The 23804-nt window shown below is 66.5% G+C and carries 22 protein-coding genes; 6 read left to right on the top strand and 16 right to left on the bottom strand.

Annotated features, from left to right (window positions below):
• Positions 1-37: 37 nt before the first annotated feature.
• From MJ601_RS08475 to MJ601_RS08425, 11 genes are all read right to left on the bottom strand, one after another.
• Positions 38-655 carry a MarC family protein gene (locus MJ601_RS08475; protein ID WP_242125326.1) on the bottom strand — a complete coding sequence of 206 codons (618 nt, stop codon included), beginning with the start codon at positions 653-655 and terminating at the stop codon, positions 38-40.
• The gene (locus tag MJ601_RS08470; RefSeq protein WP_242125324.1) at positions 652-1326 is read right to left on the bottom strand and encodes a YybH family protein; all 675 of its coding nucleotides are present in this window, start codon (positions 1324-1326) and stop codon (positions 652-654) included. Before MJ601_RS08470 ends, MJ601_RS08475 begins: the two co-directional genes overlap by 4 nt.
• Complete coding sequence (gene folD / locus MJ601_RS08465) at positions 1323-2216, bottom strand: bifunctional methylenetetrahydrofolate dehydrogenase/methenyltetrahydrofolate cyclohydrolase FolD (protein ID WP_242125322.1); 894 nt, start codon at positions 2214-2216, stop codon at positions 1323-1325. Before folD ends, MJ601_RS08470 begins: the two co-directional genes overlap by 4 nt.
• Positions 2213-2542: a DUF167 domain-containing protein gene (locus MJ601_RS08460; RefSeq protein ID WP_242125320.1), complete on the bottom strand. Its 330-nt coding sequence runs from the start codon at positions 2540-2542 to the stop codon at positions 2213-2215. The genes folD and MJ601_RS08460 overlap by 4 nt, the downstream gene beginning before the upstream one ends.
• Complete coding sequence (locus MJ601_RS08455; protein ID WP_242125318.1) at positions 2539-2829, bottom strand: YggT family protein; 291 nt, start codon at positions 2827-2829, stop codon at positions 2539-2541. The genes MJ601_RS08460 and MJ601_RS08455 overlap by 4 nt, the downstream gene beginning before the upstream one ends.
• Before the next feature lie 116 nt (positions 2830-2945).
• Positions 2946-3863 carry an acetylglutamate kinase gene (argB, locus tag MJ601_RS08450; protein WP_242125317.1) on the bottom strand — a complete coding sequence of 306 codons (918 nt, stop codon included), beginning with the start codon at positions 3861-3863 and terminating at the stop codon, positions 2946-2948.
• A 25-nt stretch (positions 3864-3888) separates the two neighbouring features.
• Complete coding sequence (locus tag MJ601_RS08445) at positions 3889-4560, bottom strand: queuosine precursor transporter (protein ID WP_242125315.1); 672 nt, start codon at positions 4558-4560, stop codon at positions 3889-3891.
• A 132-nt stretch (positions 4561-4692) separates the two neighbouring features.
• Positions 4693-6207 carry a Ppx/GppA family phosphatase gene (locus MJ601_RS08440; protein WP_242125312.1) on the bottom strand — a complete coding sequence of 505 codons (1515 nt, stop codon included), beginning with the start codon at positions 6205-6207 and terminating at the stop codon, positions 4693-4695.
• A gap of 6 nt (positions 6208-6213) precedes the next feature.
• Entirely contained in the window at positions 6214-8352 is a 2139-nt protein-coding gene (locus MJ601_RS08435) for an RNA degradosome polyphosphate kinase (protein WP_242125309.1), read from the bottom strand.
• A gap of 27 nt (positions 8353-8379) precedes the next feature.
• Entirely contained in the window at positions 8380-9006 is a 627-nt protein-coding gene (locus MJ601_RS08430) for a P-loop NTPase family protein (RefSeq protein WP_242125308.1), read from the bottom strand.
• Between the two features lie 8 nt (positions 9007-9014).
• A complete protein-coding gene (locus MJ601_RS08425) occupies positions 9015-10364 on the bottom strand; it encodes a heavy-metal-associated domain-containing protein (RefSeq protein ID WP_242125306.1) in 1350 nt (449 codons plus the stop codon).
• Between the two features lie 43 nt (positions 10365-10407).
• Here MJ601_RS08425 and purM point away from each other — a divergent pair, with 43 nt between their 5' ends.
• The 5 genes from purM to nadB all read left to right on the top strand — a co-directional run bounded on the left by purM (position 10408) and on the right by nadB (position 15618).
• Positions 10408-11502, top strand: coding sequence for a phosphoribosylformylglycinamidine cyclo-ligase (gene purM / locus MJ601_RS08420; protein ID WP_242125304.1), 1095 nt, complete (start codon positions 10408-10410; stop codon positions 11500-11502).
• Positions 11503-11614: 112 nt separating this feature from the next.
• A complete protein-coding gene (purN, locus tag MJ601_RS08415) occupies positions 11615-12565 on the top strand; it encodes a phosphoribosylglycinamide formyltransferase (RefSeq protein ID WP_242125302.1) in 951 nt (316 codons plus the stop codon).
• A gap of 45 nt (positions 12566-12610) precedes the next feature.
• Positions 12611-13549: an ABC transporter ATP-binding protein gene (locus MJ601_RS08410; RefSeq protein ID WP_242125300.1), complete on the top strand. Its 939-nt coding sequence runs from the start codon at positions 12611-12613 to the stop codon at positions 13547-13549.
• On the top strand, positions 13549-13995 hold the full coding sequence (locus MJ601_RS08405; protein ID WP_242125298.1) for an endonuclease domain-containing protein: 447 nt from the start codon (positions 13549-13551) through the stop codon (positions 13993-13995). The genes MJ601_RS08410 and MJ601_RS08405 overlap by 1 nt, the downstream gene beginning before the upstream one ends.
• Positions 13996-13998: 3 nt before the next feature.
• Positions 13999-15618: an L-aspartate oxidase gene (nadB, locus tag MJ601_RS08400; RefSeq protein WP_242125296.1), complete on the top strand. Its 1620-nt coding sequence runs from the start codon at positions 13999-14001 to the stop codon at positions 15616-15618.
• Between the two features lie 115 nt (positions 15619-15733).
• On the opposite strand, the gene MJ601_RS08395 is transcribed toward nadB, so the two are convergent.
• A complete protein-coding gene (locus tag MJ601_RS08395; RefSeq protein ID WP_491572894.1) occupies positions 15734-16591 on the bottom strand; it encodes an alpha/beta fold hydrolase in 858 nt (285 codons plus the stop codon).
• A 175-nt stretch (positions 16592-16766) separates the two neighbouring features.
• On the opposite strand from MJ601_RS08395, the gene MJ601_RS08390 reads away from it, so the two are divergent.
• Positions 16767-17924 (top strand): serine hydrolase, encoded by a 1158-nt coding sequence (locus MJ601_RS08390; protein ID WP_242125294.1) that lies wholly within the window; start codon positions 16767-16769, stop codon positions 17922-17924.
• A gap of 43 nt (positions 17925-17967) precedes the next feature.
• On the opposite strand, the gene metH is transcribed toward MJ601_RS08390, so the two are convergent.
• The 4 genes from metH to MJ601_RS08370 all read right to left on the bottom strand — a co-directional run bounded on the left by metH (position 17968) and on the right by MJ601_RS08370 (position 23613).
• Positions 17968-20568 (bottom strand): methionine synthase, encoded by a 2601-nt coding sequence (gene metH / locus MJ601_RS08385; protein WP_242125292.1) that lies wholly within the window; start codon positions 20566-20568, stop codon positions 17968-17970.
• Between the two features lie 98 nt (positions 20569-20666).
• Entirely contained in the window at positions 20667-21713 is a 1047-nt protein-coding gene (locus MJ601_RS08380) for a homocysteine S-methyltransferase family protein (protein WP_242125289.1), read from the bottom strand.
• On the bottom strand, positions 21710-22645 hold the full coding sequence (metF, locus tag MJ601_RS08375) for a methylenetetrahydrofolate reductase (protein WP_242125287.1): 936 nt from the start codon (positions 22643-22645) through the stop codon (positions 21710-21712). Before metF ends, MJ601_RS08380 begins: the two co-directional genes overlap by 4 nt.
• The gene (locus MJ601_RS08370) at positions 22642-23613 is read right to left on the bottom strand and encodes an ArsR/SmtB family transcription factor (RefSeq protein ID WP_242125285.1); all 972 of its coding nucleotides are present in this window, start codon (positions 23611-23613) and stop codon (positions 22642-22644) included. Before MJ601_RS08370 ends, metF begins: the two co-directional genes overlap by 4 nt.
• Between the last annotated feature and the right edge of the window lie 191 nt (positions 23614-23804).

Genomic DNA, 23804 nt, shown 5'->3' with positions numbered 1-23804 from the left:
GAGGATTGGCAAATCCGCCATGAATCGGCGAGGCCAGCTAGAAGCTCGCCTTCAGCCCGTCGATCACGAACTGCGCGGCGAGCGCGGCCAGCAGCACGCCCAGCAGCCGGGTGATGACCGCCTCGATCTTGGCGCCCAGCAGCGCCATGATCGGCCCGGCCGCGAGCAGCGACCCCAGCATCAGCAGCAGCGTCACCACCACCGCGCCGATCACCACCAGCCGTTCGGAAAGCCCCTCCGCCCGCGACATCAGCAGCATGACGGTGGCGATCGAACCCGGCCCGGCGATCATCGGCATCGCCATCGGAAAGACCGACACATCCTCGATCTCCGGGGTTTCCGCGATCTTGTGCGCCCTGTCCTCGCGCCGCTGGGTGCGCTTTTCGAACACCATGTCCATGGCGATGATGAACAGCATGATCCCGCCGGCGATGCGGAAACTGTCCAGCGCGATCCCCAGCACGCCGAGCAATTGCTTGCCCCACAAGGCGAAGAGCAGCAGGATCGCCGCCGCGATGCCCACGGCCCGGATCGCCATCGACCGCCGCTGGGCCATGGAGGCCCCGGTCGTCAGGCTGGCATAGATGGGGGCGCAACCGGGCGGATCGATCACCACGAACAGGGTGACGAAGGCGGAAATGAACAGTTCCGTCATGCGCCCGCCGCGACCCTGTCGTCGATCACCGTCTCATAGTCCGAACCGTTCCACAGGCGCACGGTCACGCGGCGGCTGCCGTCGGTGGCGACATCGGCGCTCCAGGTCAGGCTCTCATCCCCGGCAGCAGGCGGCACGGCGCCCTTGGCGGGCCTTGATCCGGGTGGCGGGCCGGCCATAGGCGCGCCCTCTCCAGGCCCGCGCCGCTTGCAGGTCGCGACCTTGCCGGTCAGGAAATCCGGTGCGGGGCGCGGACTGGCGAGCTTGTCGCCATGGTCCATGATCCACTTCCAGTCGCCCTTCTTGTCGCGCCGCCAGATAGTGGTGAAATAGCCGACGGAACCGTCCGGCCGCTGCCAGTTGCCCGTGCTCGCCGCCAGATTGCCGTCGCAGGACACATAGACGATGGACGGCGCCCAGGTCACCGGTGCGGGCGGATCGGCGCGGCCCTTGAGCCACTGCCGGGCCAGCACCCGCTGCGGCACGAACATCACCGCGTCCTCGGCGGCGGTGGCGCGAAAGGCGGTCCATTGCCCCTTGTCCTGCGCCAGCCGGTTGAAGGCCAATTCGGCCGCGATGACGGAACTGGGATCGGGCTGGAAGCGCATCGGCGGCTTGGCAGCCACCAGCGCCAGCGCGCCCAGGCCCAGGAGCGCGGCGCGTGCCTTCACAGCCCCTCCGGCCTGGGCAGCCCCGCGCGCGCATGGGCGGCAACCAGCGTGTTGCGCAGCAGCACCGCGATGGTCATCGGCCCGACCCCGCCCGGCACCGGCGTGATCGCGCGGACATGGGCCAGCGCCTCCGCCGTGGCGACATCGCCGACGATCCGGCTCTTGCCATCCTCCGTATCGGTGACGCGGTTGATGCCGACGTCGATCACCGTCGCGCCGGGCTTGATCCATTCGCCCTTCACCATTTCGGCGCGGCCCACCGCCGCCACGACGATATCGGCGCGATGCACGACCGAGGCGATGTCGCGGGTGCGGCTGTGGGCGATGGTGACGGTGCAATTTTCCGCCAGCAGAAGCTGCGCCATCGGCTTGCCGACGATATTGGAGCGGCCGACCACCACCGCCTCCATGCCGGACAGGTCGCCCAGCTCATCCTTCAGCAGCATGATGCAGCCCAGCGGCGTGCAGGGCACCAGCGCCTCCTGCCCCGTCGCCAGCAGGCCGGAATTGACGACGTGGAAACCGTCCACATCCTTGGCCGGATCGATCGTGCCGATCACGGAGGCTTCGTTGATATGGGCGGGCAGCGGCAACTGGACGAGGATGCCGTCCACCCGCTCGTCCGCATTCAGTTCCTCGACCAGATCGAGCAGCTCCTCCTCGCCGATGCTGGCCGGGAGCTTGAATTCCATGCTTTCCATGCCGACGGCGACGGTCATCTTGCCCTTGTTGCGGACATAGACGGAGCTGGCCGGGTCCTCGCCCACCAGCACGACGGCGAGGCCCGGCTTGCGCCCGGCCTTTTCGACGAAAGCGGCAACGCCGTCCGCAACCTTGCCGCGAAGCGTCTCGGCGAACGCCTTGCCGTCAATGATCTTGCCGATGGTCATGATGCTTCACCCTGTTGTTCGATAATGGCGCAGAGCCGGCGATACGCCAACGCTTCGCCGCCGCCCTTGATCCGCAGCCGCTTTAGCCGGTTGGTGTCGCCCGATTCCAGCGAAATCGCGCTGCGCGGCCAATCCAGGCGCTTGCCCAGCAGGGCGATCAGCGCGGTGTTGGCCCGGCCCTTTTCCGGCACGGCGCGCACCCGCGCGCTCATCCACTCCGCGCCCTTCTCATCCGTCCAGACGCCACCGATCTGCTCTTTCGTCGCGCCCGGCGTCAACCGGACGGACAGGATCAGATCGCCGCCGTCCCGGACGAAGACCGTCACACCAGCCCGAACAGCGGCGGCAATATGGCCTGGCGGACGATCAATATGCCCAGCAACACCACCATGGGCGACAGGTCGAGCGCCCCCAGATCGGGCAGTATCCGCCGGATCGGATTGTAGATGGGCGCCGTCATCCGATCCAGCGCGACCATGACGGTGCGCACGAAATCATTGGAAAGATTGACGACATTGAAGGCGATCAGCCAGCTCATGATGGCCTGAATGATGATGATCCACCACAGCACATCGAGCAGGATGACGATGATCTGATAGAGGGCGTAGGCCATGCGGTCTCCGAATTGATTGCAATCCGCTCTAGCCGAGGGAGGCGGCGCGGGACAAGCCATAGCGCCAGATTTGATGGAGAAGGGACGGGATGGAAGGCGGAGGGTCCCAATCCGCCTTAGCGGCGGACCAGGGTTCCCGCGCCGCGATCGGTGAAGATTTCCAGCAGCATCGCATGCGGCACCCGGCCGTCGAGAATGACGGCGGCGTCCACCCCGCCCTCGATCGCGCGCACGCAGGTTTCGAGCTTCGGGATCATGCCGCCGCTGATGGTGCCGTCGGCTTCCAGCCCCCGGATCGCTTCGGGGTCGAGGTCGGTCATCAACTGGCCCTGCTTGTCCAGCACGCCCGCCACGTCGGTCAGCAGGAAGAAGCGCGACGCGCCCAGTTCCGCCGCGATGGCGCCCGCCATGGTGTCGGCATTGACATTATAGGTGTGGCCGTCCGCGCCGATGCCCACCGGGGCAACCACCGGGATGATCCCGTCCTGCGTCAGCGTATCGAGGATGCGCCGGTCGACCTTCACCGGATCGCCGACGAAACCCAGGTCGACATTGCGCTCGATCCCCGAATTGGGATCGGCCTCCCGCTTGCCCAGCACCTTTTCGCACAGGACAAGGCCGCCATCCTTGCCGGATATGCCGACCGCCCGGCCGCCCGCGCCGCTGATCCAGCCGACGATTTCCTTGTTGATCGAACCGGCCAGCACCATCTCCGCGATCTGCGCGGTTTCCTTGTCGGTGACGCGCAGGCCGCCCACGAACTGCGATTCGACGCCCAGTTTCTTGAGCATCGCGCCGATCTGCGGGCCGCCGCCATGGACGACGACGACATTGATGCCGACCGCCTTCATCAGCACCACATCCTCGGCGAAATCGCGCGCCGCCTCCGGGTCGCCCATGGCATGGCCGCCATATTTCACCACGAAGGTCTTGCCCGCATAGCGCTGCATATAGGGCAATGCCTCGACGAGGGTTTCGGCCTTGGCGAGGAGCGCCGGATCGGGGGCGTGCTTGCTGTTCATGCGCGGGCGCATAGGCGAGTCTGCGCGCTACCGCAAGTTAGCGGTCCAGGCGCCGCCCCAGCGCCACCAGCGCATAGATGACCGGCGGCACGAAAATCGCCGAGAGCGTCACCTTCGCCAGCATCTGTCCCAGCAACAGCCCGCCGATCGGGAACACGCCGTAGAAGGCGATGGAAACGAACAGCAGCGTGTCGGCGACCTGCGACAGCATGCTCGCCACCGCCGCCCGCAGCCAGAGCAGCCGGCCGCCCTCCCGCCCCTTCAGCGCCGCGAACAGGGTGACGTTCAGCGTCTGCGAAACGCCATAGGCGATGATCCCGCCCAGCCAGATCCGCGGCGTGCCGCCCATCATCAGCGCGAAGGCGTCGCGCCGCGCCGGGTCCATGTCCCCTGCCGCCGGAACCGACAGGACGATGATCGACAACAGGATGGAGGCGATCAGCGGCAGGAACCCGAACCGCACCAGCCGGTTGGCGACCGCCCGGCCATGCAGTTCGGCGACGGCGCTGGAAATCGTCACCAGCAGCAGGAAGGCGAAAATGCCTGCCTCCACCGCCAGCGGACCCAGGCCGAACCACGGCCCGATCGCGGACAGCGGCCCCAGCGTCACCTGCTTGTTGCCCAGCACGCCGGCTATGCAGACCATGCCGCCGTAGAAGATCGAAAAGACGAAGAGCGAACGCGCAATGGGCGCGGAATGGGAAGCCATGGCCGGGACTTAACGGGATTTCGGCAAGGTGGGAAGAGAGAGGGAAGGGAATAGGCGGGTTTTGGCCCAGCCCAGACATCCCCCTCCGGCAGACGGAAGGAGAGAAACGACGTCCGCCTCCACCCAAAGCCGTCACCAGGCGAGCCGGTATTTCACCCCCATGGCCTGCGCCAATTGCCGCTGCCGCCGTTCGACCGCCTCGCCGAACAGATCGGCGTCCACACCGCGCAGGCGAAGTTCCAGCACGTCGCCCTCCATCTCCAGCCGCGACGCCAGCAACGGTCCCTCGACCCCGCCCGACAGCCTTTGCCCCAGCCGGATCGCCAGCCCCCACAGCATCGCCCGCTTGAGCGCCTCGGGCGGGGCGAGCCGCTCGATCCCCGGCGGCGTCGATATGCCGCCGCCGAAATTGCTGTGCAGGGCCTGCGCCAGCATCGCCCGCTCGGCCGCCGTGATGCCGACCCAATTGCTGTGCAGCGCGATCTCGACGCCGCGCTCCGACCGGAAATCGGGATTGGCGCGCCAGCCCACATCGGCCAGCAGGCAGGCGGCACGGCGAATCCGCCGCCAGGCACTGCCATCCTCCAGGAACAGGGGCGCGATCCAGCGTTCGATCATGTCGCCATGGCCGGAAAAGCGCGCCTGCGCCTCCCCTTCCGCCTCGGCCGCGACCAGCAGCGGGTCATGTTGCCGTATCTCCGGCGGCAGGTCGCCATAGAGCAGCCCCTCGCGCAGGCCATAGGCCGACACCACCAGCCGGCTCGCCTTCAACTGCCGCACGATGACCGACAGCAGCGCCGCCGCATCGGGAAGCGTCGGCACGCGCGATCCGGTGATCTGCGGTATCTCCTTGAAACGCGCCTTGTCCACATGGGACAGGCTGCGCGTCAATTGTTCGGCCCGGGCGGCGGTCATTTCATATTGATGCATGACCGGCAGCGGGAAATGGGTCGATTCCATGTCGAACCGGGCCAGGGCGCGCCATGAACCGCCGACCATGTAGAAGGGCAGGTCCGGTTCCCCCGCCCAGCCCGCCTTGGCGAGCATCTTCTTGACCTGCCGTTCCAGCGCGCCCGGCCCCTTGGCGCGGATCTGCGGCAGGCGCAGCACGCCCAGCGGCAGCGAAACCGTCTCATGCACGGCGCCGTCGCGCACCCGCGCCAGTTCCAGGCTGCCGCCGCCCAGGTCGCCGACGATGCCGTCCGCGCCGGGAATGCCCGACAGCACGCCATGCGCCGCCGCGATCGCCTCCTGCGCGCCGGTGAGCAGCTCGACGGTGAGGCCCATGGCGGCCGCCCGCGCAATGAAGTCCGCGCCATTTTCCGCGTCGCGCACGGCGGCGGTGGCGACGCAGCGCACCTCGTCCACCTGCATTTCGCGGCACAGATGGGCGAAGCGCCCCACCGCGCGCAGGCCGCGATCCATGGCATCGGCCTCGATCCGCCCGGTCCTGCCGAGCGACGCGCCCAGCCCCGCCATCACCTTTTCATTGAAGAGGATGAAGGGAATGCGGCGCGGCCCGTCATAGACGACCAGGCGCACGCTGTTGGAGCCGATGTCGATGATCGCCGTCCGCGCCCGCGCATGCTGGGGGGAGGTGGCCATCGTTTCGGCGATGGCCCGGACCTGACTGAGCATCGAATTCATGAGGCTTCAGGCCCGTCCGCGCAGGCGCAGGGTGGGAACCGCCTCGCTGTCGAGCGCCGCGCCCCGGCCCGAAAGCGAGGGGTTGGTCATGAAATAGCGGTGCAGGTTGAACGGCCGGTCGGTCGCCTCCACGCGGCTATATTGGCCCTCGCTGTCCAGAACCCAGCTCTGTTCGGTGTCGATCAGGTTGGCGACCATGACCTGGTCCAGTATCTGGTCGTGCACGGTCGGATTCTCGACCGGCGCCAGAAACTCGACGCGACGGTCGAAATTGCGCGGCATCCAGTCGGCGGAACTGATGAAGACCTTGGCGCCATTGTTGGGCAGGGTCTTGCCGTTGCCGAACACGGTGATGCGGCTATGTTCCAGGAAGCGGCCGACGACCGACTTCACCCGGATATTTTCCGACATGCCCGGAACGCCCGGCCGCAGGCAGCAGATGCCGCGCACGATCAGTTCGATCTGCACGCCCGCATTGCTGGCGGCATAGAGTTTTTCCATGATCGCCGGATCGACCAGCGAGTTCATCTTCGCCCAGATGGTTCCCGGCCGTCCGGCGCGGACATGCTCTATCTCCGCGTCGATCAGCTCGCAGAGGCGGTTGCGCAGATCGCGCGGGCTCATGACCAGCTTTTCCAGCCGCTGCGGCTCGACATAGCCGGTGATGTAGTTGAACAGCGCCGCGGCATCGCGGCCATAGGCCGGGTCGGCGGTGAAGAAGCTCAGATCGGTATAGATGCGCGCCGTCACCGGATGATAATTGCCGGTGCCGAAATGGCAGTAGCTGCGGAACTGCCCCCCTTCCCGCCGGACGACCATCGACACCTTGGCATGGGTCTTCCAGTCGATGAAGCCATAGACCACCTGCACGCCCGCGCGTTCCAGCGCGTCGGCCCACATGAGGTTCTGCTCCTCGTCGAAGCGGGCCTTCAGCTCGACCACGGCGGTCACGGACTTGCCCGCCTCCGCCGCGTCGATGAGGGCGCGGATGATCGCGGACTGCTTGCCCGCGCGGTAGAGCGTCTGCTTGATCGCGACGACATCGGGGTCGGATGCCGCCTGTTTCAGGAAGGAAACCACCACGTCGAAGGCTTCATAGGGATGGTGGACGACGATGTCCTTCGCCCGGATCGCGGCGAAGCAATCGCCGCCATATTCGCGGATGCGCTCCGGAAAGCGCGGGGCATAGGGTTCGAACTTCAGGTCCGGCCGGTCCTCCTCGACCACGCCGGACAGGTCGCCGATGCCGACAAAGCCCTCGACCTCGACGATGATCGCCTCATGGCCCTGGAGCATGTCCTGCAACATCTCCTCGACCGGTTCGGGGATGCGCTCCTCTATCTCCATGCGGATCACGCGGCCCCTGCGGCGGCGCTTGATGGCGCTGCGGAAATAGCGGACGAGATCCTCGGCCTCTTCCTCGATTTCGATGTCGCTGTCGCGGATGATGCGGAACACGCCGCTGTTGCGGACCCGGTATCCGGGGAAGAGATCGGCCGAAAAGCGCCGGATCACCGCCTCCAGCGCCATGTAGCGCGCCGTTTCCCCCGGCATCCGCACGAAGCGCGCCAGCGAGGCGGGGATCATCACCAGTTCGCGAATCGACTCCTTGTCCGACAGCCGCTCCAGATCGAAGACGATCGAGAGGCCCTGGTTGGGAATGAAGGGGAAGGGATGCGCCGGGTCCAGCGCCTGGGGCGTCAGGATCGGGAAGACCTGCGTCAGGAAATGCTCGCGCAGCCAGTTCTCGCAGCTTTCGTGCAGCGGGCTGGACGGGCCGATCACCTCGATCCCGACCTTCGCCAGCTCACCGTGCAGCGCCCCCCAGACCTTCTGCTGCGCGCCCATCAGCCGGGCGGTTTCGTCGGTAATGGCGGCCAGCTGCTGCGCCGGGGTCAGCCCGTCAGCCGAGCGCAGGTCGACATCCTGCAACTGCTGTCCCTTCAGCCCCGCCACGCGCACGGAGAAGAATTCGTCCAGATTGGCGCCCGAGATCGACAGGAAGCGCAGCCGCTCCAGCAACGGGTGCGCCTGGTTCATCGCCTCTTCCAGCACGCGCTGGTTGAAGGCCAGCCACGACAGCTCCCGGTTGAAATAGCGGTCGCTGGGCAGGGTCAGGCTGGCGGAGGGGTCGGCTTCGGCCACGTCTCTCTCATCGGTCGGACTGAAGGGTCAGTCGGGAAGTATAGGCAAAAATCCCGCGGCGTGCAGGGCCTCTTTCGCCATAGCGATGGAAATCTTACGTCCGGATGACAGCGCCGCCTCATCCAGCATATGGGTGACGGCGGCGATCGCGGCATAGCTGCGCTCGATCCGGCGCAGCAGCCATTCGGGCAGGTCCGGGGCATAGCTGGCCCCGGCGGCGGAGAGCGAGCGTTCGATGAGCGCCAGCGCCAGCGCCTCGTCCGGCTGTTCGATCGCCACATGCGGCGCCGCCGCCAGGCGGGAGCGCAGGTCGGGCAGGATCACCGGCCATTGCGCCGGCGGATCATCGCCGATCAGCAGCAGGGGGCTGCGCGCGGTCTGCGCCTCGTTCCAGGCGTGGAAAAGGCCTTCATCCGCCTGCCCCTGCGCATCGTCGATCACCCGGCCGCCGCTCATCGCCGCGAAATGGCGTCCCAGCGTCGATCGTCCCGACAAAGGCGGCCCGGTCAGCACGCTGATCGCCAGCGGCCAGGCCTGCCATCCTTCCAGATGGCGGAGGGCGATGCGGTTGGCGTCGCTGACCAGCAATTCATCGCCCGTCGCCTGCGAACCCGCATAGGGCGGACGGTCGAACGGCAGGCTGATCTGTCTCATGATGCCCTTCATGGAGCAGAGCCGGATCCCGCCCTGCGGATGCGCAACGTGCTGCCGGAGGCGGCGACGGTGTAGCCCCGCGCCTGGAGCGCCGCCTTGAGCGCATCGACCGTGCCGTCGAAGCTGACCTGCATCACCGAAGTGCCGCCCAGCGCCAGGCTGCTGGTCGCGGCCGAACGCACGCCGGCGATCGCGCGGACCGTCGCCTCGCCCTGCGCCACGGACCCGGCATCGGGCGTGTCGAACTGGATCGCGAAGCTGCCCGTCGTCGCGGCGGGCGGCGGGACGTTCAGCTCCTCGACGGGCTGATCCGCCCCATTCTCGATCGCCAGCGCGTCGGTATCCACCGGCTCCTCGATGATCAGCGACGGATCGGGCCGCAGGCGGCCATCGTTCAGCGCCTGGGTATAGAGCTGGTCGATGCGCTGCGCCGCCTGGTCCATCATCTGCGGGATCGCGCTGTCGTTGGAGGCCCGCAGCGAGAAGCTGCCGATCAGGGAATCGTCGGGGCCATAACGGGCGGTGAAGGTGCCCACCACCGGACCGCCGGGATATTGGCGTTCGAGCCGGGCGATCGGCATCACCACGTCGGCCGCGCCATATTGATCGAGCAGCACGCGCCACCACAGCCGCCCGCGCCGTCCCGTCTGGCCCGCATTCAGCAGGATCGGATCGGCGATCGACCCCGCCACGCGGACATAGTCGATGGCGCTGTCGCCGGTGCGGAACCGCGCCCAGGCCTTCTGCCATTCGTTGATCCGTTCATAGGAGACGGCCGATCCGCCGTCCCACAGCACCGGGATCACCAGCAGCGGCGGCGAATGCACGACATTGCTGCCGGTCACGCCCAGCAGCTGCCCGGTGCGCGCCCGGTCGAACATCACCCCCAGCGTCGCGACATAGCGATTGGGCCCGGCCTGTTCATATTCGATCTCGATGCCGGAGATCATGCCCTCCAGCTGCGAATCGGAAAGCCCCGGCGCGCCCGCGCCACCATGGGTGCGCGCCCACAGCATCTGCCAGGCCCGGCGTTGCGCCAGCCGCCATCCCGCCTGCCGGGCGCTGTCGGCATCCTTGGCGAAGACGTCCACCTTGACGCCGCTGACCTGGAAGTCGCCGCCGCTGGCGATCGGCGGCACGCCGCGCTCCCCCTCCATCTGCGCGACCAGCGCCGCGGCGGCGAGGCCGAACGCGATCGCACCCAGAATCTGGAGCGGACGCGACAGCGCCCGCCATGGGGCACGAATCAGGTTCAGAGGCCGAAAGGACAGGCCGCGAAGGACATCGCGAAGGACAGGGGGCAGGCTCACGCGCGTCCTTTTGGCGGGATTTGGCCCCTCTGCCAAGCGGCAACCCATTTCCCGTTCCGTTTTCCCGCACATTGCTCTAGGGCGCTGGGCCATGAGCGACACCGAATCCTACAGCTACGCCAAGGCTGGCGTCGATATCGCCGCGGGCAATGCGCTGGTCCGCGCCATCGCCCCGCTGGCCAAGGCCACCCGCCGCCCCGGCGCCGATGCCGAATTGGGCGGTTTCGGGGGCTTCTTCGACCTGAAGGCGGCCGGTTATGACGACCCGCTGCTGGTCGCGGCCAATGACGGCGTCGGCACCAAGCTGAAGCTCGCCATCGACCATGACGCCCATGACGGCGTCGGCATCGACCTGGTCGCGATGTGCGCCAACGACCTGATCGTGCAGGGCGCCGAGCCGCTCTTTTTCCTCGATTATTATGCCACCGGCAAGCTGGAGAGCGGCGTTGCCGAGCGGGTGATCGCGGGCATTGCGGAGGGTTGCAAGCAGGCCGGTTGCGCGCTGATCGGCGGCGAAACCGCCGAGATGCCGGGCATGTACGGGCCGGGCGATTATGACCTGGCCGGTTTCTGCGTCGGCGCGGTGGAACGCAGCAAGGCGCTGACCGGCAACCGGGTGAAGGCGGGCAATGTGCTGCTGGGCCTCGCCTCCTCCGGCGTGCATTCCAACGGCTTTTCGCTGGTGCGCCGTCTCGCCGCCGACAAGGGCTGGAAGCTCGACCGCCCGGCGATCTTCGACAATGAGCTGCTGCTGATCGATGCGCTGATGGCGCCAACGCGCATCTATGTGAAGTCGCTGCTGCCGCTGGTCCGGGCGGGCAGGATCAACGCGCTGGCCCATATCACCGGCGGCGGCCTGCTGGAGAATATCCCGCGCGTGCTGCCTGAAGGCTGCCACGCCCTGATCGATGCCGATGGCTGGGAACAGCCGCGGCTGATGGCCTTCCTCCAGGCGCAGGGCCATATCGAGCCGGAGGAAATGGCGCGCACCTTCAACTGCGGCGTCGGCATGGTGCTGGCGGTGGACGCGGAGAGCGCGGACAGCGTGGCCGCCGATCTGGAAGCGGCGGGCGAAACCGTCGTCCGCGTCGGCATCGTGGAAGCGGGCGAAAAGGGCTGCACGGTCAAGGGAAGCCAGGGCACATGGAGCGCCAGGGCCGACTGGACCGCCACGCATCTTGGCTAAATCACCCAGTCCCCCTCCCGCTGGCGGGAGGGGTTAGGGGAGGGCATGTCCGGGAGACGCCTCAACAGGCCCTCCCCCGGCCCCTCCCGAACCGGAAGGGGAGTTTCTGCTTATGCAAAAAGCGAAAGTCGGCGTTCTGATATCCGGGCGTGGCTCGAACATGGCGGCGTTGCTCTATGCCGCCAAGCATCCGTCCTGCCCCTATGAGATCGTGCTGGTCGCCGCCAACGATCCGGAGGCCGCGGGCCTGACGCTCGCCGCCGCGGAGGGCATCGCGACCTTCGCGCAGAGCCACAAGGGGCTGAAGCGGGCCGAGTTCGACCGGATAATCGATGCGCAGCTGCGCACGGCCGGGGCGCAATATGTGGCGCTGGCCGGTTACATGCGCCTGCTCTCGCCGGAATTCGTCGCTGGCTGGGAAGGCCGGATGCTCAACATCCACCCCAGCCTGCTGCCCAGATATAAGGGCCTCGACACCCATCAAAAGGCGCTCGACGCGGGCGACAGCCATGCGGGCTGTTCGGTCCACATCGTCACGGCCGAACTGGACGACGGCCCGGTGCTGGGCCAGACCGATGTCGCGATCCTGCCCGGCGACACCGCCGACAGCCTGGCGGCGCGGATATTGATCGCCGAACATCAGCTCTATTCCCGCACCCTCGCCGATTTCGTGACGCGCGAGCGCCAGCCCGAATGGCTGCTGAACAAGGTGCGCGAGCGCGCCCTCGCCCTGCCGCAGGCCGATGAGGTGACATCCCACGGCATGCCCTGCTTCGGCATCGAAAAGGGCAAGAAATTCGCCTATTTCACGCAGGATCATCATGGGGACGGCATCATCGCCGTACTGGTCAAGACGACGGCGCCCGAAGAACAGGCGATGCTGATCGAGAGCGATCCCGCCCGCTATTACCGCCCCGCCTATTTCGGCGACGGCTGGGTCGGCATCCGCGTCGACCTTGGCGATACCGACTGGGACCAGATCGCCGAGCGGCTGCACCGCAGCTGGCGCGAGGTCGCGCCGCGCAAGCTGACCGCCCTGCTGGACGCCGCCGACGAATTTTAAACGCGCTCTTTCCTTTGGTCCCGCCCAACCCCACTATAGGCAGCCATGACCGACACACCGCCAGCCACCCCCGCCCCTGCGATCGAAATCACTGACCTCACCAAGGTCTACAAGGGCGGCAAGCTGGCGCTGGACAATATCAACCTCACCATTCCGCGCGGGCAGATATATGGCCTGCTGGGGCCGAATGGCGCGGGCAAGTCGACCACGATCAACATCCTTGCCGGGCTGGTGAACAAGACCGGCGGCACGGCGAAAATCTGGGGCTTCGACATCGACCAGAACCCCCGCAACGCCAAGAATTCGATCGGTATCGTGCCGCAGGAGATCGTCTTCGACCCCTTCTTCACGCCGTTCGAGACGCTGGAGAACCAAGCGGGCTATTATGGCGTGCCGAAGGAGCGCCGCCGTTCGATGGAATTGCTGCGCGCCGTGCATCTGGAGGACAAGGCCAACGCCTATGCGCGGACGCTCTCCGGCGGCATGAAGCGCCGCCTGCTGGTGGCCAAGGCCATGGTGCATTCGCCGCCGATCCTGGTGCTGGACGAACCCACCGCGGGCGTCGACGTGCAGCTTCGCCAGCAGCTCTGGGCCTATGTCCGCGAACTCAACCGGCAGGGCGTGACGATCGTGCTGACGACCCATTATCTGGAGGAAGCCGAGGAACTGTGCGACCGCATCGGCATCATCAACCATGGCAAGGTCATCACCGACAAGCCGACGCGTGAGCTGATCGCGATGGCGCAGGAAAAGGTGGTGCAGGTGACGGTGGACCGCGACATCGTGACGCCGCCCGCCGACCCCAGCTTCGAAAAGATCGAAATGTCGGACGAGCGGACCCTCACCATCACCTACATGAAGAACCGCGCCAATGCGGGTCAGGTGTTGAGCGCCGTGCAGGCAGGCGGGCTGTCGATCGTCGATGTGGTGACGCGTGACCCCGATCTGGAGGATGTGTTCCTCAATCTGACAGCGGCGGCATAATGGAGGAGGTCAATCCTCCCCCTCCCGCAAGCGGGAGGGGGCCGGGGGGTGGGCCAGCGCGACCTTTCAAAAGCAGAGACACCCCACGCGCCAAATCCCTCCGCAACGGAGCCTCCCCGCCTGAACGCCTCCTCTGGCAGCACCTGCGCAATCGCCAGCTCAAGGGCCATAAATTCAGCCGCCAGATGCCGATCGGTCCCTATTTCGCCGATTTCATCTGCCGCGAAGCCAGGCTCATCATCGAACTTGACGGCTCCAGCCACGACAACAGCGCTGATCATGACGTCCGCCGCGACGCTTATTGCCGCGCGCAAGGCTATAGCATTTTGCGCTTCAGCAATGCAGATGTGCTGTCGAACATCGACGGCGTGCTGTCACACTTAATGGCAACGCTCGCGCTATTGCCCACCCCCGACCCCTCCCGCCTGCGGGAGGGGAGAGTATAGAAGATGCCCATCACCACCTACGACGTCGTCATCATCGGCTCCGGCGCGGCGGGGCTGACAGCCGCCATCAACCTCGCGCAGGACCGCAAGGTCGTGGTCCTGGCCAAAGGCGCGCTCGATGGCGGGTCGACCAACTGGGCGCAGGGCGGCATTGCCGCCGTACTCGACGCAGGTGACAGTTTCGAGGCGCATATCGAGGACACGATGGTCGCGGGCGCTGGCCTCAACGACCGCAGCACCGTCGAGTTCGTCGTCTCCGAAGCCCCCGCGGCGATCGAGCGGCTGGCGGAGCTTGGCGTGCCCTTCAACCCCAATGAAGAGGGAGGCGGCGAGGAGTTCGGCGAACGCTGGCACCTCACCCGCGAGGGCGGGCACAGCCACCGCCGCATCGTCCATGTCGACGATGCCACCGGCCATGCCGTGCAGGTCGCGCTGCTGAAGGCCGCCCGCGCCAATCCCAACATCACGCTGCTGGAGGACAGGGTCGCCATCGACCTCATCACCAGCCGCCATGGCGAGAAATATTCGGGCGACGGCCATGTCTGGGGCGTCTACGCCTTCAACAAGGCAACCAAACATGTCGACGCCCTGCTGGGCCGGGCGACGATCCTGTGCACGGGCGGCGCGGGGCGCACCTATCTCTTCTCGACGGCGCCAAGGGGCGCGACCGGCGATGGCATCGCCATGGCCTGGCGCGCGGGCTGCCGCGTCTCCAACATGGAGATGAACCAGTTCCACCCGACCTGCCTCTACAATCTCGAGGTCAAGAATTTCCTCATCACCGAAGCGGTGCGCGGCGAGGGCGGGCATCTGAAGCTGCCCCCCGGCGTGCCCGGCGGCGGCGAGCGGTTCATGCCGCGTTTCGACCCGCGCGGCGAGCTGGCGCCCCGCGACGTGGTCGCGCGCGCCATCGACCATGAGATCAAGCGGCTCGGCCTCGACTATGTCCATCTCGACATCAGCCACAAGCCGCCGGAGTTCGTGCGCACCCATTTCCCGACCATCTATGCGCGGCTGCTGGACCTCGACATCGACATCACGAAGGAACCGATCCCGGTCGTCCCGGCGCAGCATTATACCTGCGGCGGGGTGGTGATCGACCTGGACGGCCGCACCGACCTGCCAGGCCTCTATGCCGCGGGCGAGGTGACGGAGAGCGGGCTGCACGGCGCCAACCGCCTCGCCTCCAATTCGCTTCTGGAATGCTTCGTCTTCGGCGAGGCGGCGGCCAGGCATATCCGCGCCCATTGGGACGAACTGCCCGCCCCCCCGCCGATCCGGGCCTGGGACGAAAGCCGCGTCACCAATTCGGACGAGGAAGTCATCGTCCAGCATAACTGGAAGGAAATCCGCCGCTTCATGTGGGACTATGTCGGCATCGTCCGCACCACCAAGCGGCTGGAACGCGCCCAGCACCGCATCGACCTGCTGGCCAGGGAGGTGGATGATTATTACGGCAATTTCCGCGTGACGCCCGACCTGATCGAGCTGCGCAACCTGCTGGAGGTCGCCCGCCTCGTCGTGCGCTCGGCGCTCCACCGCAAGGAGAGCCGGGGGCTGCACTATACGCTCGACTTCCCCGACATGCTGCCCAAGGCGGTCGATACCATCCTGACGCCATGAAAAAAGGTGGCGCGGCACTTTATCGGCGCCGCGCCATCAGGTGAGGAGTGACGCGGGAAAGGGTAAGCGTCCTCCCCCGTCTATCCGGGGAAGGGCGGCCCGCCTTTGACCGGCGTCAAATGCCCTTGAGAAAATCCGCCAGCGCCGCGTTGAAGCGGGCAGGCTGGTCGGCCATCACCATATGGCCGCTCGGCCCGATCGGCAGCAGCTTCACGTCCCGCTTGGGCGCATAGGCGGCGCGGAAGGTGCGGGTGATCGCACTGGCCTGCGAAGCGTCGCTTCCCACCGCATAGACCACCTCCATCGGCGCGGTCAGGCGTGGCAATTGCGGCCCCAGATCGACATTGGCGAGATCGCGCAGCGCATTGGCGATGACGTCCGGGTCGCTGCCCTGCGCGCCGGGCATCTGCGCCAGCATTTGCGCCAGATAGGCGCGACCCGCCTTGGTCCCGGTGAAATAGTCGCCCAGCTGGTCCGCCAGAAATCCCAGGCCGCTCGCGGTGCCGCCGACCATCGCGGCGCCCTCCGGCAACATGTCCACCACCATCACCCGGCCCGCCAGCCCCTTCAGCCCCAGCAGCATCGCCAGCGTGCCGCCCATGCTGTGCCCGACGATCGCCGGGCGGCTGAGACCCGCCGCGCCGATATAGCGCCCGATCTCGTCCGCCACCGGCTGGACCACCGGCCCGCTCGCATTGGCGTCGGCCGCCAGCCCCGCAAAGCCGCGCACATGCACCAGATGCCAGCGATAGCCCGGAATCGCGCCGATCACCCCGTTCCACAGGCCCGGCCCGCTCGCAAGACCGGCGATCAGCACCACGTCGCGCCCGGCGCCCCGGGCCGTCACCGCGATCCGGCGCGAGGCGAAGGGCGGCGCGAGGGCCGGAGCCGCCGACAGGCCTCCCGCCAGCCCGGCTGCGAGCCCCGCGCCCAGCAGGGCCAGCCCGCCCCCCATCACCCCTCTTCTGTTCATGCCTGGCTTCATCCCGCCTTTCTTGCAGTCGGTGCGCTGAACGGCAAATGAGCAGCGTCGCGGCCCGTGCCGTTCAGCCTCCTTACATCCCGTTTGTGGAATCGTTCGTCGCATGAATCTTGTCTGCGGCCGAGCCTCTGACTCCATAGGCGGCCAGGAGAGTGCGGGGATTTTGATGACCGGTTTTGACAAGGGACGCGGGCGGCGTCCAAACGGTGGCGGGAACGGCGGCTCCGCCAGGCTCATACTGTTGATGGCGGCGCTTTCGGCCTGCGTCAGCGCACCGGAACGGCCCTATGCCCGCCCGCCCCAGGCGCCGCAGCCGACCACGGCGACCTTTCCGATCAAGCCGGTCGCCAACCCGCCCAAACCCTATCAGGCGCTTGCCGTCGACCAGCGCGAAACGCCCCCTCCCGCGCTGGTCAGCGTCGTGCGCAATCTGGGCCAGAGCTTCCATGGCAAGGTCGGCATCGCCGTGCGCCGCGTCGGCAGCGACTGGACCGTGGCGTGGAACGGCAACAGCCTCTTCCCGCAGCAGAGCGTGTCGAAGCTCTGGGTGTCGATGACCTTCCTCGATGCGGTCGACCGGGGCAAGATCCGCCTGAGCGACAGCACCACCATCACGAAGAAGGACCTGACCCTCTTCCACCAGCCGAGCGCGGCGATGGTCGGCAGCAGCGGCTGGACCACCACCTATTCCGACCTGATGCGACGCGCCATGACGCAGAGCGACAATACGGCGAACGACACGCTGCTGCGCGCCGTGGGCGGGCCGGATGCGGTGCGCGGCTATCTCGCCCGGCGCCATATCAGGGATATCCGCTTCGGACCGGGCGAGCGGCTGCTGCAATCGACCACGGCGGGGCTGGAATGGCGGCAGGATTATTCGATCGGCCGCAATTTCTATGCCGCCCGCGCCAAGCTGCCCCTGTCGGTGCGCGAAAAGGCGCTCGACAATTATCTCGCCAGCCCGCCCGACGGCGCCGCGCCTTCCTCGATCGTGGAGGCGCTGGCCAAACTCAAGCAGAACGACATGCTCTCGCCCGCCTCATCGCAACTGCTGATGTCGATCATGGGCGAGGCGAAGACCGGGCCGCAACGGATCAAGGGCGGCGTGCCCGCAGGATGGCACTATCTGCACAAGACCGGCACCGGCCAGGAACTGGGCGCGCGGTCGACCGGCTTCAACGATATCGGCATCATGACGGCGCCCGACGGCACCAGCTATGCCGTGGCGGTGATGATCGGCAGCACGACCGAGCCGATCCCCGTGCGCTGGCAGTTGATGCAGGCCGTGGCGAAGGCGGTCGCGGCGAACCACGAGGCACGGTGAATTTTACGGTCCGTCATTCCCGCGCAGGCGGGGACGAAGAGGCTCAATCCAGGTTCGGCCGCAGCCAGCGTTCCGCCGTCTCCAGGTCGACGCCGCGCCGGGCGGCATAATCCTCCAGCTGGTCGCGCCCGACCCGCGCCACGCCGAAATATTCGGCCTGCGGATGCCCGAAGTAAAAGCCGCTGACCGCCGCCGTCGGCAACATGGCGAAGCTTTCCGTCAGGGTGATGCCGGTCGCATGATGCGCGTCGAGCATGTCGAACAGCAGCGGCTTCAGGCTGTGTTCCGGGCAGGCCGGATAGCCGGGCGCGGGGCGGATGCCGCGATATTGTTCCCTGATGAGCGCCTCGTTGGTGAGCTGCTCGCCCTCGGCATAGCCCCAGAGCGCGGTGCGGACATAATGGTGCAGCCGCTCGGCAAAGGCCTCGGCAAGGCGATCCGCCAGCGCCTTCAGCAATATATCCGAATAATCGTCGATGGCATTCTTGAACCGCGCCAGATGCGGCTCAATGCCGTGGATCGACACGGCAAAGCCGCCCATCCAGTCGCCGTCATGGCTGATGAAATCGGCCAGGCACATATTGGCCCGGCCTTCACGCTTGGCGATCTGCTGGCGCAGCATCGGCAGGCGGACATGCCTTTCATCCTCGACATGGACGATGATGTCGTCGCCCTCCCGGCGGCAGGGCCACAGCCCCGCGACGCCCCGCGCCGTCAGCCATTTCTCGTCGATGATGCGGTCCAGCATCTTCTGCGCGTCGGCAAACAGGCTGGTCGCGCTTTCGCCCACCACCTCGTCCTCCAGGATCGCGGGATAATTGCCCGCCAGCTCCCAGGCGCGGAAGAAGGGCGTCCAGTCGATATAGCCCCGCAAATCCTTCAGGTCCCAGTCCGGGAAGCGATGCACGCCGGGCAGGCGCGGCTTGCCGGGCTTCAGGCTCTCGTCGATCTCGAACGCATTGGCGCGCGCCTCCTCGATCGACAGCAGCTTGCTCTGCCCCTTGCCCTCGCGCGCGGCGCGGACATGGGCATAATCATCCTTGGTCTTCTGGACGAAATCGGCCTTCTGCGTTTCCGACACCAGAGCCGTCGCCACGCCGACCGCGCGGCTGGCGTCCAGCACATGCACCACCGGCCCCTCGAAAGCGGGATCGATGCGCAATGCCGTATGCACTTTCGACGTGGTCGCGCCGCCGATCAGCAGCGGCATGGTCATGCCCGCGCGCTGCATCTCCGCCGCCACCGTCACCATCTCGTCCAGCGAGGGGGTGATAAGGCCGGACAGGCCGATCATGTCGGCGTCATTTTCGTTCGCGGCCTTGATGATGTCCTGCCAGGGCACCATCACGCCCATGTCGATCACCTCGAAGCCGTTGCACTGGAGCACGACGCCGACGATATTCTTGCCGATGTCATGGACGTCGCCCTTGACCGTCGCCATGACGACCTTGCCCTTGCCCTTGGCACCGGGCTCCTTGGCGGCCTCGATGAAGGGGAGCAGATGCGCCACCGCCTTCTTCATGACGCGGGCGGATTTCACCACCTGCGGCAGGAACATCTTGCCCGCGCCGAACAGGTCGCCCACGACATTCATGCCGTCCATCAGCGGCCCTTCGATCACCTCGATCGGCTTTGCGGCGGCGAGGCGGGCCTCCTCCGTATCCTCGACCACATACATGTCGATGCCCTTGACCAGCGCATGTTCCAGCCGCTTGGCGACCGGCCAACCGCGCCATTCCTGCGCCGCCTTCTCGGACGCGGCATCCTTGCCCTTGTAGCTTTCGGCCAGCGCGACGAGGCGATCCCCGGCTTCGGGATCGCTGTTCAGCAGCACATCCTCGCACGCCTTGCGCAGCGCCGGGTCGATCGCGTCATAGACGTCGAGCTGGCCCGCATTGACGATCGCCATGTCCAGCCCCGCCGGAATGGCGTGGTAGAGAAAGACCGAGTGCATCGCGCGGCGCACCGGCTCGTTGCCGCGGAAGGAGAAGGAGAAGTTAGAGAGACCACCGGAGATATGGACGTGCGGGCAGCGCGCCTTGATCTCCCGGCACGCCTCGATGAAGTCGACGCCGTAATTGTTGTGCTCCTCGATCCCGGTCGCCACCGCGAAGATATTGGGGTCGAAGATGATGTCCTCGGGCGGGAAGCCGATCGACATCAGCAGCTTGTAGGCGCGCTCGCAGATCTCGACCTTGCGGTCCCTGGTGTCGGCCTGGCCGGTCTCGTCGAAGGCCATGACGACCACCGCCGCGCCATAGGCCATGCACAGCCGCGCATGATGCAGGAAGGCCTCCTCGCCCTCCTTCATGCTGATCGAATTGACGACGGGCTTTCCGGAAACGCATTTTAGCCCCGCCTCGATCACTTCCCATTTGGAACTGTCGATCATCACCGGCACGCGGCTGATGTCCGGTTCGGAGGTCATGAGCTTGAGGAAGGTCGTCATCGCCTCGACCGCGTCGAGCAGGCCCTCGTCCATGTTGACGTCGACGATCTGCGCGCCATTCTCCACCTGATCGCGCGCGATGTCGATCGCCGCGGCATAGTCGCCCGCCATGATCAGCTTCTTGAACTTGGCCGAACCGGTGACGTTGGTGCGCTCACCGATATTGACGAAGGTGGCGGTGGATTGGGTGGTCATTTTTTATTCGTCACCCCAGCGGAGGCTGGGGTCTCCCGATCTAGAGCGCGCCCCTGGAGGCACGAGATCCCAGCTTTCGCTGGGATGACGGTTACATCTTACGCGGCGATATGCATGGGCTCGAGCCCGGCCAACCGCGTCACCACCGGCAATTCGGGCACTTGCCTGGGCTTGTGCCCGGCCAGCGCCTTCGCCACCGCGCCGATATGCGCGGGCGTGGTGCCGCAGCAGCCGCCGACCATATTGACCAGCCCCTCATCCACCCACTGGCGGATGAGGCTGGCCGTCGTTTCCGGCAGCTCGTCATATTGCCCAAGCTCATTGGGCAGGCCCGCATTGGGATAGGCCAGGATCAGTGTATCCGCATTCTTCGCCAGTTCACTCAAATAAGGCCGCAGCAAATCCGCCCCGAAGGCGCAGTTCACGCCGATGGTCAGGGGTTTAAGGTGCCGCAGCGAATACCAGAAGGCGTTGATCGTATGCCCCGATAGGTTGCGCCCCGACATGTCGGTGATGGTGAAGCTGAGCATCAGCGGCACCGGCCGCCCCGCCGCCGCCTCGGCCTCGCGCGCGGCCATGCCCGCCGCCTTGGCGTTCAACGTGTCGAAACAGGTCTCGACCAGCAGGAAGTCGACCCCGCCTTCGATCAGCGCATCGCACTGCTCGCGATAGTCGGCCTTCAGCGTATCATAATCGACCTCGCGATAGGCAGGATCGTTCACGTCCGGGGAGATCGACAGCGTCTTGTTCGTCGGCCCGATCGACCCCGCCACGAAGCGCGGGCGCCCATCCTTCGCGCTCGCCGCCTCGCACGCCTTGCGCGCGATCCGGGCGGCGGCGATGTTGATTTCCCGCACCAGATGCTCGCAGCCATAATCGGCCATGGCGATCTTGGTGGAGGAAAAGGTGTTGGTCTCGATCATGTCGGCGCCGGCGTCGAGATAGGCGCTATGGATGCCCTCGACGATATCCGGCCGGGTCAGGCAGAGCAGGTCGTTATTGCCCTTCTGGTCCTTCGCCAGATCGAGCGAACCGCGATAATCCGCCTCGGTCAGCCCATGTTTCTGGATCGACGTGCCGTAGCCGCCGTCGAAGATCATGATCTTTTCCGCCGCAACGGCGCGGAAGCGTTCCTCGGCGGTCATGCCGTTTTCTCCAATGTCGCCGGTCGCAGTCCGAGCAGATGACAGATCGCATAGCTCAGTTCCGCCCGGTTGAGCGTATAGAAATGAAAGTCGCGCACGCCGCCCGCGTAAAGCTTGCGGCACAGTTCCGCCGCCAGCGTCGCGGACACGAGCTGCCGCGCGGCGGGCAGGTCGTCCAGCCCCTCGAACAGCTTGCCCATCCAGCCCGGCACGTCGGTGTTGCACATGGCCGACATGCGCTGGACCGCCGCGAAATTGCTGACCGGCATGATGCCGGGGATGATGTCGGCGTCGATCCCGGCCGCTGCCGCCGTGTCGCGGAAACGGAAGAAGGTATCCGGCTCGAAGAAGAATTGCGTGATCGCCCGCGACGCCCCCGCATCCAGCTTGCGCTTGAGATTATCGATATCGCTCTGCGCGCTCAGGGCATCGGGATGGGTCTCGGGATAAGCCGCCACCGAAATCTCGAACGGATGGCGCTTCACCAGCCCCGCGACCAGTTCCGCCGCGCCCTTGTAGCCGTCCGGATGCGGTTCGAACTTCGTTCCCGCTTCGGGCGGATCGCCGCGCAGCGCCACGATATGCCGCACGCCCGCTTCCCAATAGGCGTCGGCCACCTCGTCGATCTCCGCCCTGCTCGCCGCCACGCAGGTCAGGTGCGCCGCCGCCGACAGGGGCGTTTTCTTCGCGATCCGTGCTACCGTATTGTGCGTCCGCTCCCGCGTCGAACCGCCAGCGCCATAGGTCACCGACACGAATTTGGGGGCCAGCGGCGTCAGCGTCTGGATCGCGGACCAGAGCTGCTCCTCCATCTTCTCCGTCTTGGGCGGGAAGAATTCGAAGCTCACATTCAGGTCGCCCGCCAGATCGGCATAGAGCGGCGCATCGAGCGCGCGCCGGGCCTCTTCGACGGAGGGGAAGCTCAAGGTCATGCGGAAAGTCGTCCTTCGATCGGCAGGACGCGCGCGCCCCGGCGCCGTCCCAGCCATAGTTGTACCGTCAGTTCCTGGCCGGGCAGCACCTCCACCCGCTCCAGTTCCAGGCCCGCATCCGCGAACCAGCTTTCGATCTGCCCGTCGGAAAAGCCCAGCCGCGCATGCTGGTCGCGCAGCCGCAGCTCCTCCCGCTCATGCGCCGCGAAATCGGCGATCAGCACCCGGCCGCCCGCCGCCGTCACCCGCGCCGCCTCCGCGATCACCGTCTCGGGCGCCTGCGCATAATGCAGCACCTGATGGAAGACCACCATGTCGACGCTGCCCGGCGCGAGCGGCAGGGCGGCGAAATCGCCCAGCACCAGCGCATATTTGTCGCCCGCATCCTCGGGCAGCTTGGCGCGCGCCAGCCGCAGCATGTCGGGGCTGCGATCCAGCGCCGTCACCTGATCGGCCGAAGGACCGAACAGTTCGATCATCCGCCCGGTGCCGGTGCCGATATCGAGCAGATGGCCGATCGGCTCCGCCCCCAGCAGCGCCGTCATGGCCTGTTCCACATCGCCCTCCGGCACATGGAGCGAGCGGATCGCGTCCCATTCCTCGGCATGTTCGGCAAAATAGCTCTCGGCCGCCTGCGCCCGATCGGCCCGCACCGCCGCCAGCCGGGCCAGGTCGGCCTTCTGCCACAGCAGTTCGCCCTCGGACGGGACAAGCTGGTCGAAAAGCGTCAGGAAAGGCGCGATTTCCGCTCCCCGGCCCAGCCGCAGGAAAACCCAGTTGCCTTCCTTGCGCCGCTCGACCAGACCGGCTTCGGCAAGGATGCGGACATGGCGCGAGACGCGCGGCTGGCTTTGCCCGACGACCTGCGCGATCTCGCCCACGGCCAGCTCCATGGCACGCAGAAGATGGATGATGCGCAGACGCGTCGGGTCGCCCAATGCCCGGAAAATGTCGAGTGCAGCGCTCATGGCAGGATCATATAAAGAAATCTTTATATGCGTCAATGGCCGTTCAAACCGACCCCTTCGCCTCCCTCATCTCCCTGGATCGCGGCGTCAACGCATGATTGGGATTGCCATGAGTCACCGGATTCATTACGAATCGGCGCGCAGACGCAATGGGGGGTGAACTTTTCTCCGAGAGTGGTCTGCACGGTTTT

It is taken from the genome of Sphingobium trunci (genome assembly GCF_022664535.1).
GTDB lineage: Bacteria > Pseudomonadota > Alphaproteobacteria > Sphingomonadales > Sphingomonadaceae > Sphingobium.
The sequence above is the reverse complement of the archived record's forward strand: the minus strand, read 5'-3'. Positions and strand labels throughout refer to the sequence as shown.

Coding starts and splice junctions, on each gene's coding strand:
- MJ601_RS08475 (WP_242125326.1), bottom strand. CDS start 655: ATGACGGAACTGTTCATTTCCGCCTTCGTCACCCTGTTCGTGGTGATC.
- folD (WP_242125322.1), bottom strand. CDS start 2,216: ATGACCATCGGCAAGATCATTGACGGCAAGGCGTTCGCCGAGACGCTT.
- MJ601_RS08455 (WP_242125318.1), bottom strand. CDS start 2,829: ATGGCCTACGCCCTCTATCAGATCATCGTCATCCTGCTCGATGTGCTG.
- argB (WP_242125317.1), bottom strand. CDS start 3,863: ATGCGCCCGCGCATGAACAGCAAGCACGCCCCCGATCCGGCGCTCCTC.
- MJ601_RS08445 (WP_242125315.1), bottom strand. CDS start 4,560: ATGGCTTCCCATTCCGCGCCCATTGCGCGTTCGCTCTTCGTCTTTTCG.
- MJ601_RS08440 (WP_242125312.1), bottom strand. CDS start 6,207: ATGAATTCGATGCTCAGTCAGGTCCGGGCCATCGCCGAAACGATGGCC.
- MJ601_RS08430 (WP_242125308.1), bottom strand. CDS start 9,006: ATGAGACAGATCAGCCTGCCGTTCGACCGTCCGCCCTATGCGGGTTCG.
- MJ601_RS08425 (WP_242125306.1), bottom strand. CDS start 10,364: ATGGGTTGCCGCTTGGCAGAGGGGCCAAATCCCGCCAAAAGGACGCGC.
- purM (WP_242125304.1), top strand. CDS start 10,408: ATGAGCGACACCGAATCCTACAGCTACGCCAAGGCTGGCGTCGATATC.
- purN (WP_242125302.1), top strand. CDS start 11,615: ATGCAAAAAGCGAAAGTCGGCGTTCTGATATCCGGGCGTGGCTCGAAC.
- MJ601_RS08410 (WP_242125300.1), top strand. CDS start 12,611: ATGACCGACACACCGCCAGCCACCCCCGCCCCTGCGATCGAAATCACT.
- MJ601_RS08405 (WP_242125298.1), top strand. CDS start 13,549: ATGGAGGAGGTCAATCCTCCCCCTCCCGCAAGCGGGAGGGGGCCGGGG.
- nadB (WP_242125296.1), top strand. CDS start 13,999: ATGCCCATCACCACCTACGACGTCGTCATCATCGGCTCCGGCGCGGCG.
- MJ601_RS08395 (WP_491572894.1), bottom strand. CDS start 16,591: ATGAACAGAAGAGGGGTGATGGGGGGCGGGCTGGCCCTGCTGGGCGCG.
- MJ601_RS08390 (WP_242125294.1), top strand. CDS start 16,767: ATGACCGGTTTTGACAAGGGACGCGGGCGGCGTCCAAACGGTGGCGGG.
- metH (WP_242125292.1), bottom strand. CDS start 20,568: ATGACCACCCAATCCACCGCCACCTTCGTCAATATCGGTGAGCGCACC.
- MJ601_RS08380 (WP_242125289.1), bottom strand. CDS start 21,713: ATGACCGCCGAGGAACGCTTCCGCGCCGTTGCGGCGGAAAAGATCATG.
- metF (WP_242125287.1), bottom strand. CDS start 22,645: ATGACCTTGAGCTTCCCCTCCGTCGAAGAGGCCCGGCGCGCGCTCGAT.
- MJ601_RS08370 (WP_242125285.1), bottom strand. CDS start 23,613: ATGAGCGCTGCACTCGACATTTTCCGGGCATTGGGCGACCCGACGCGT.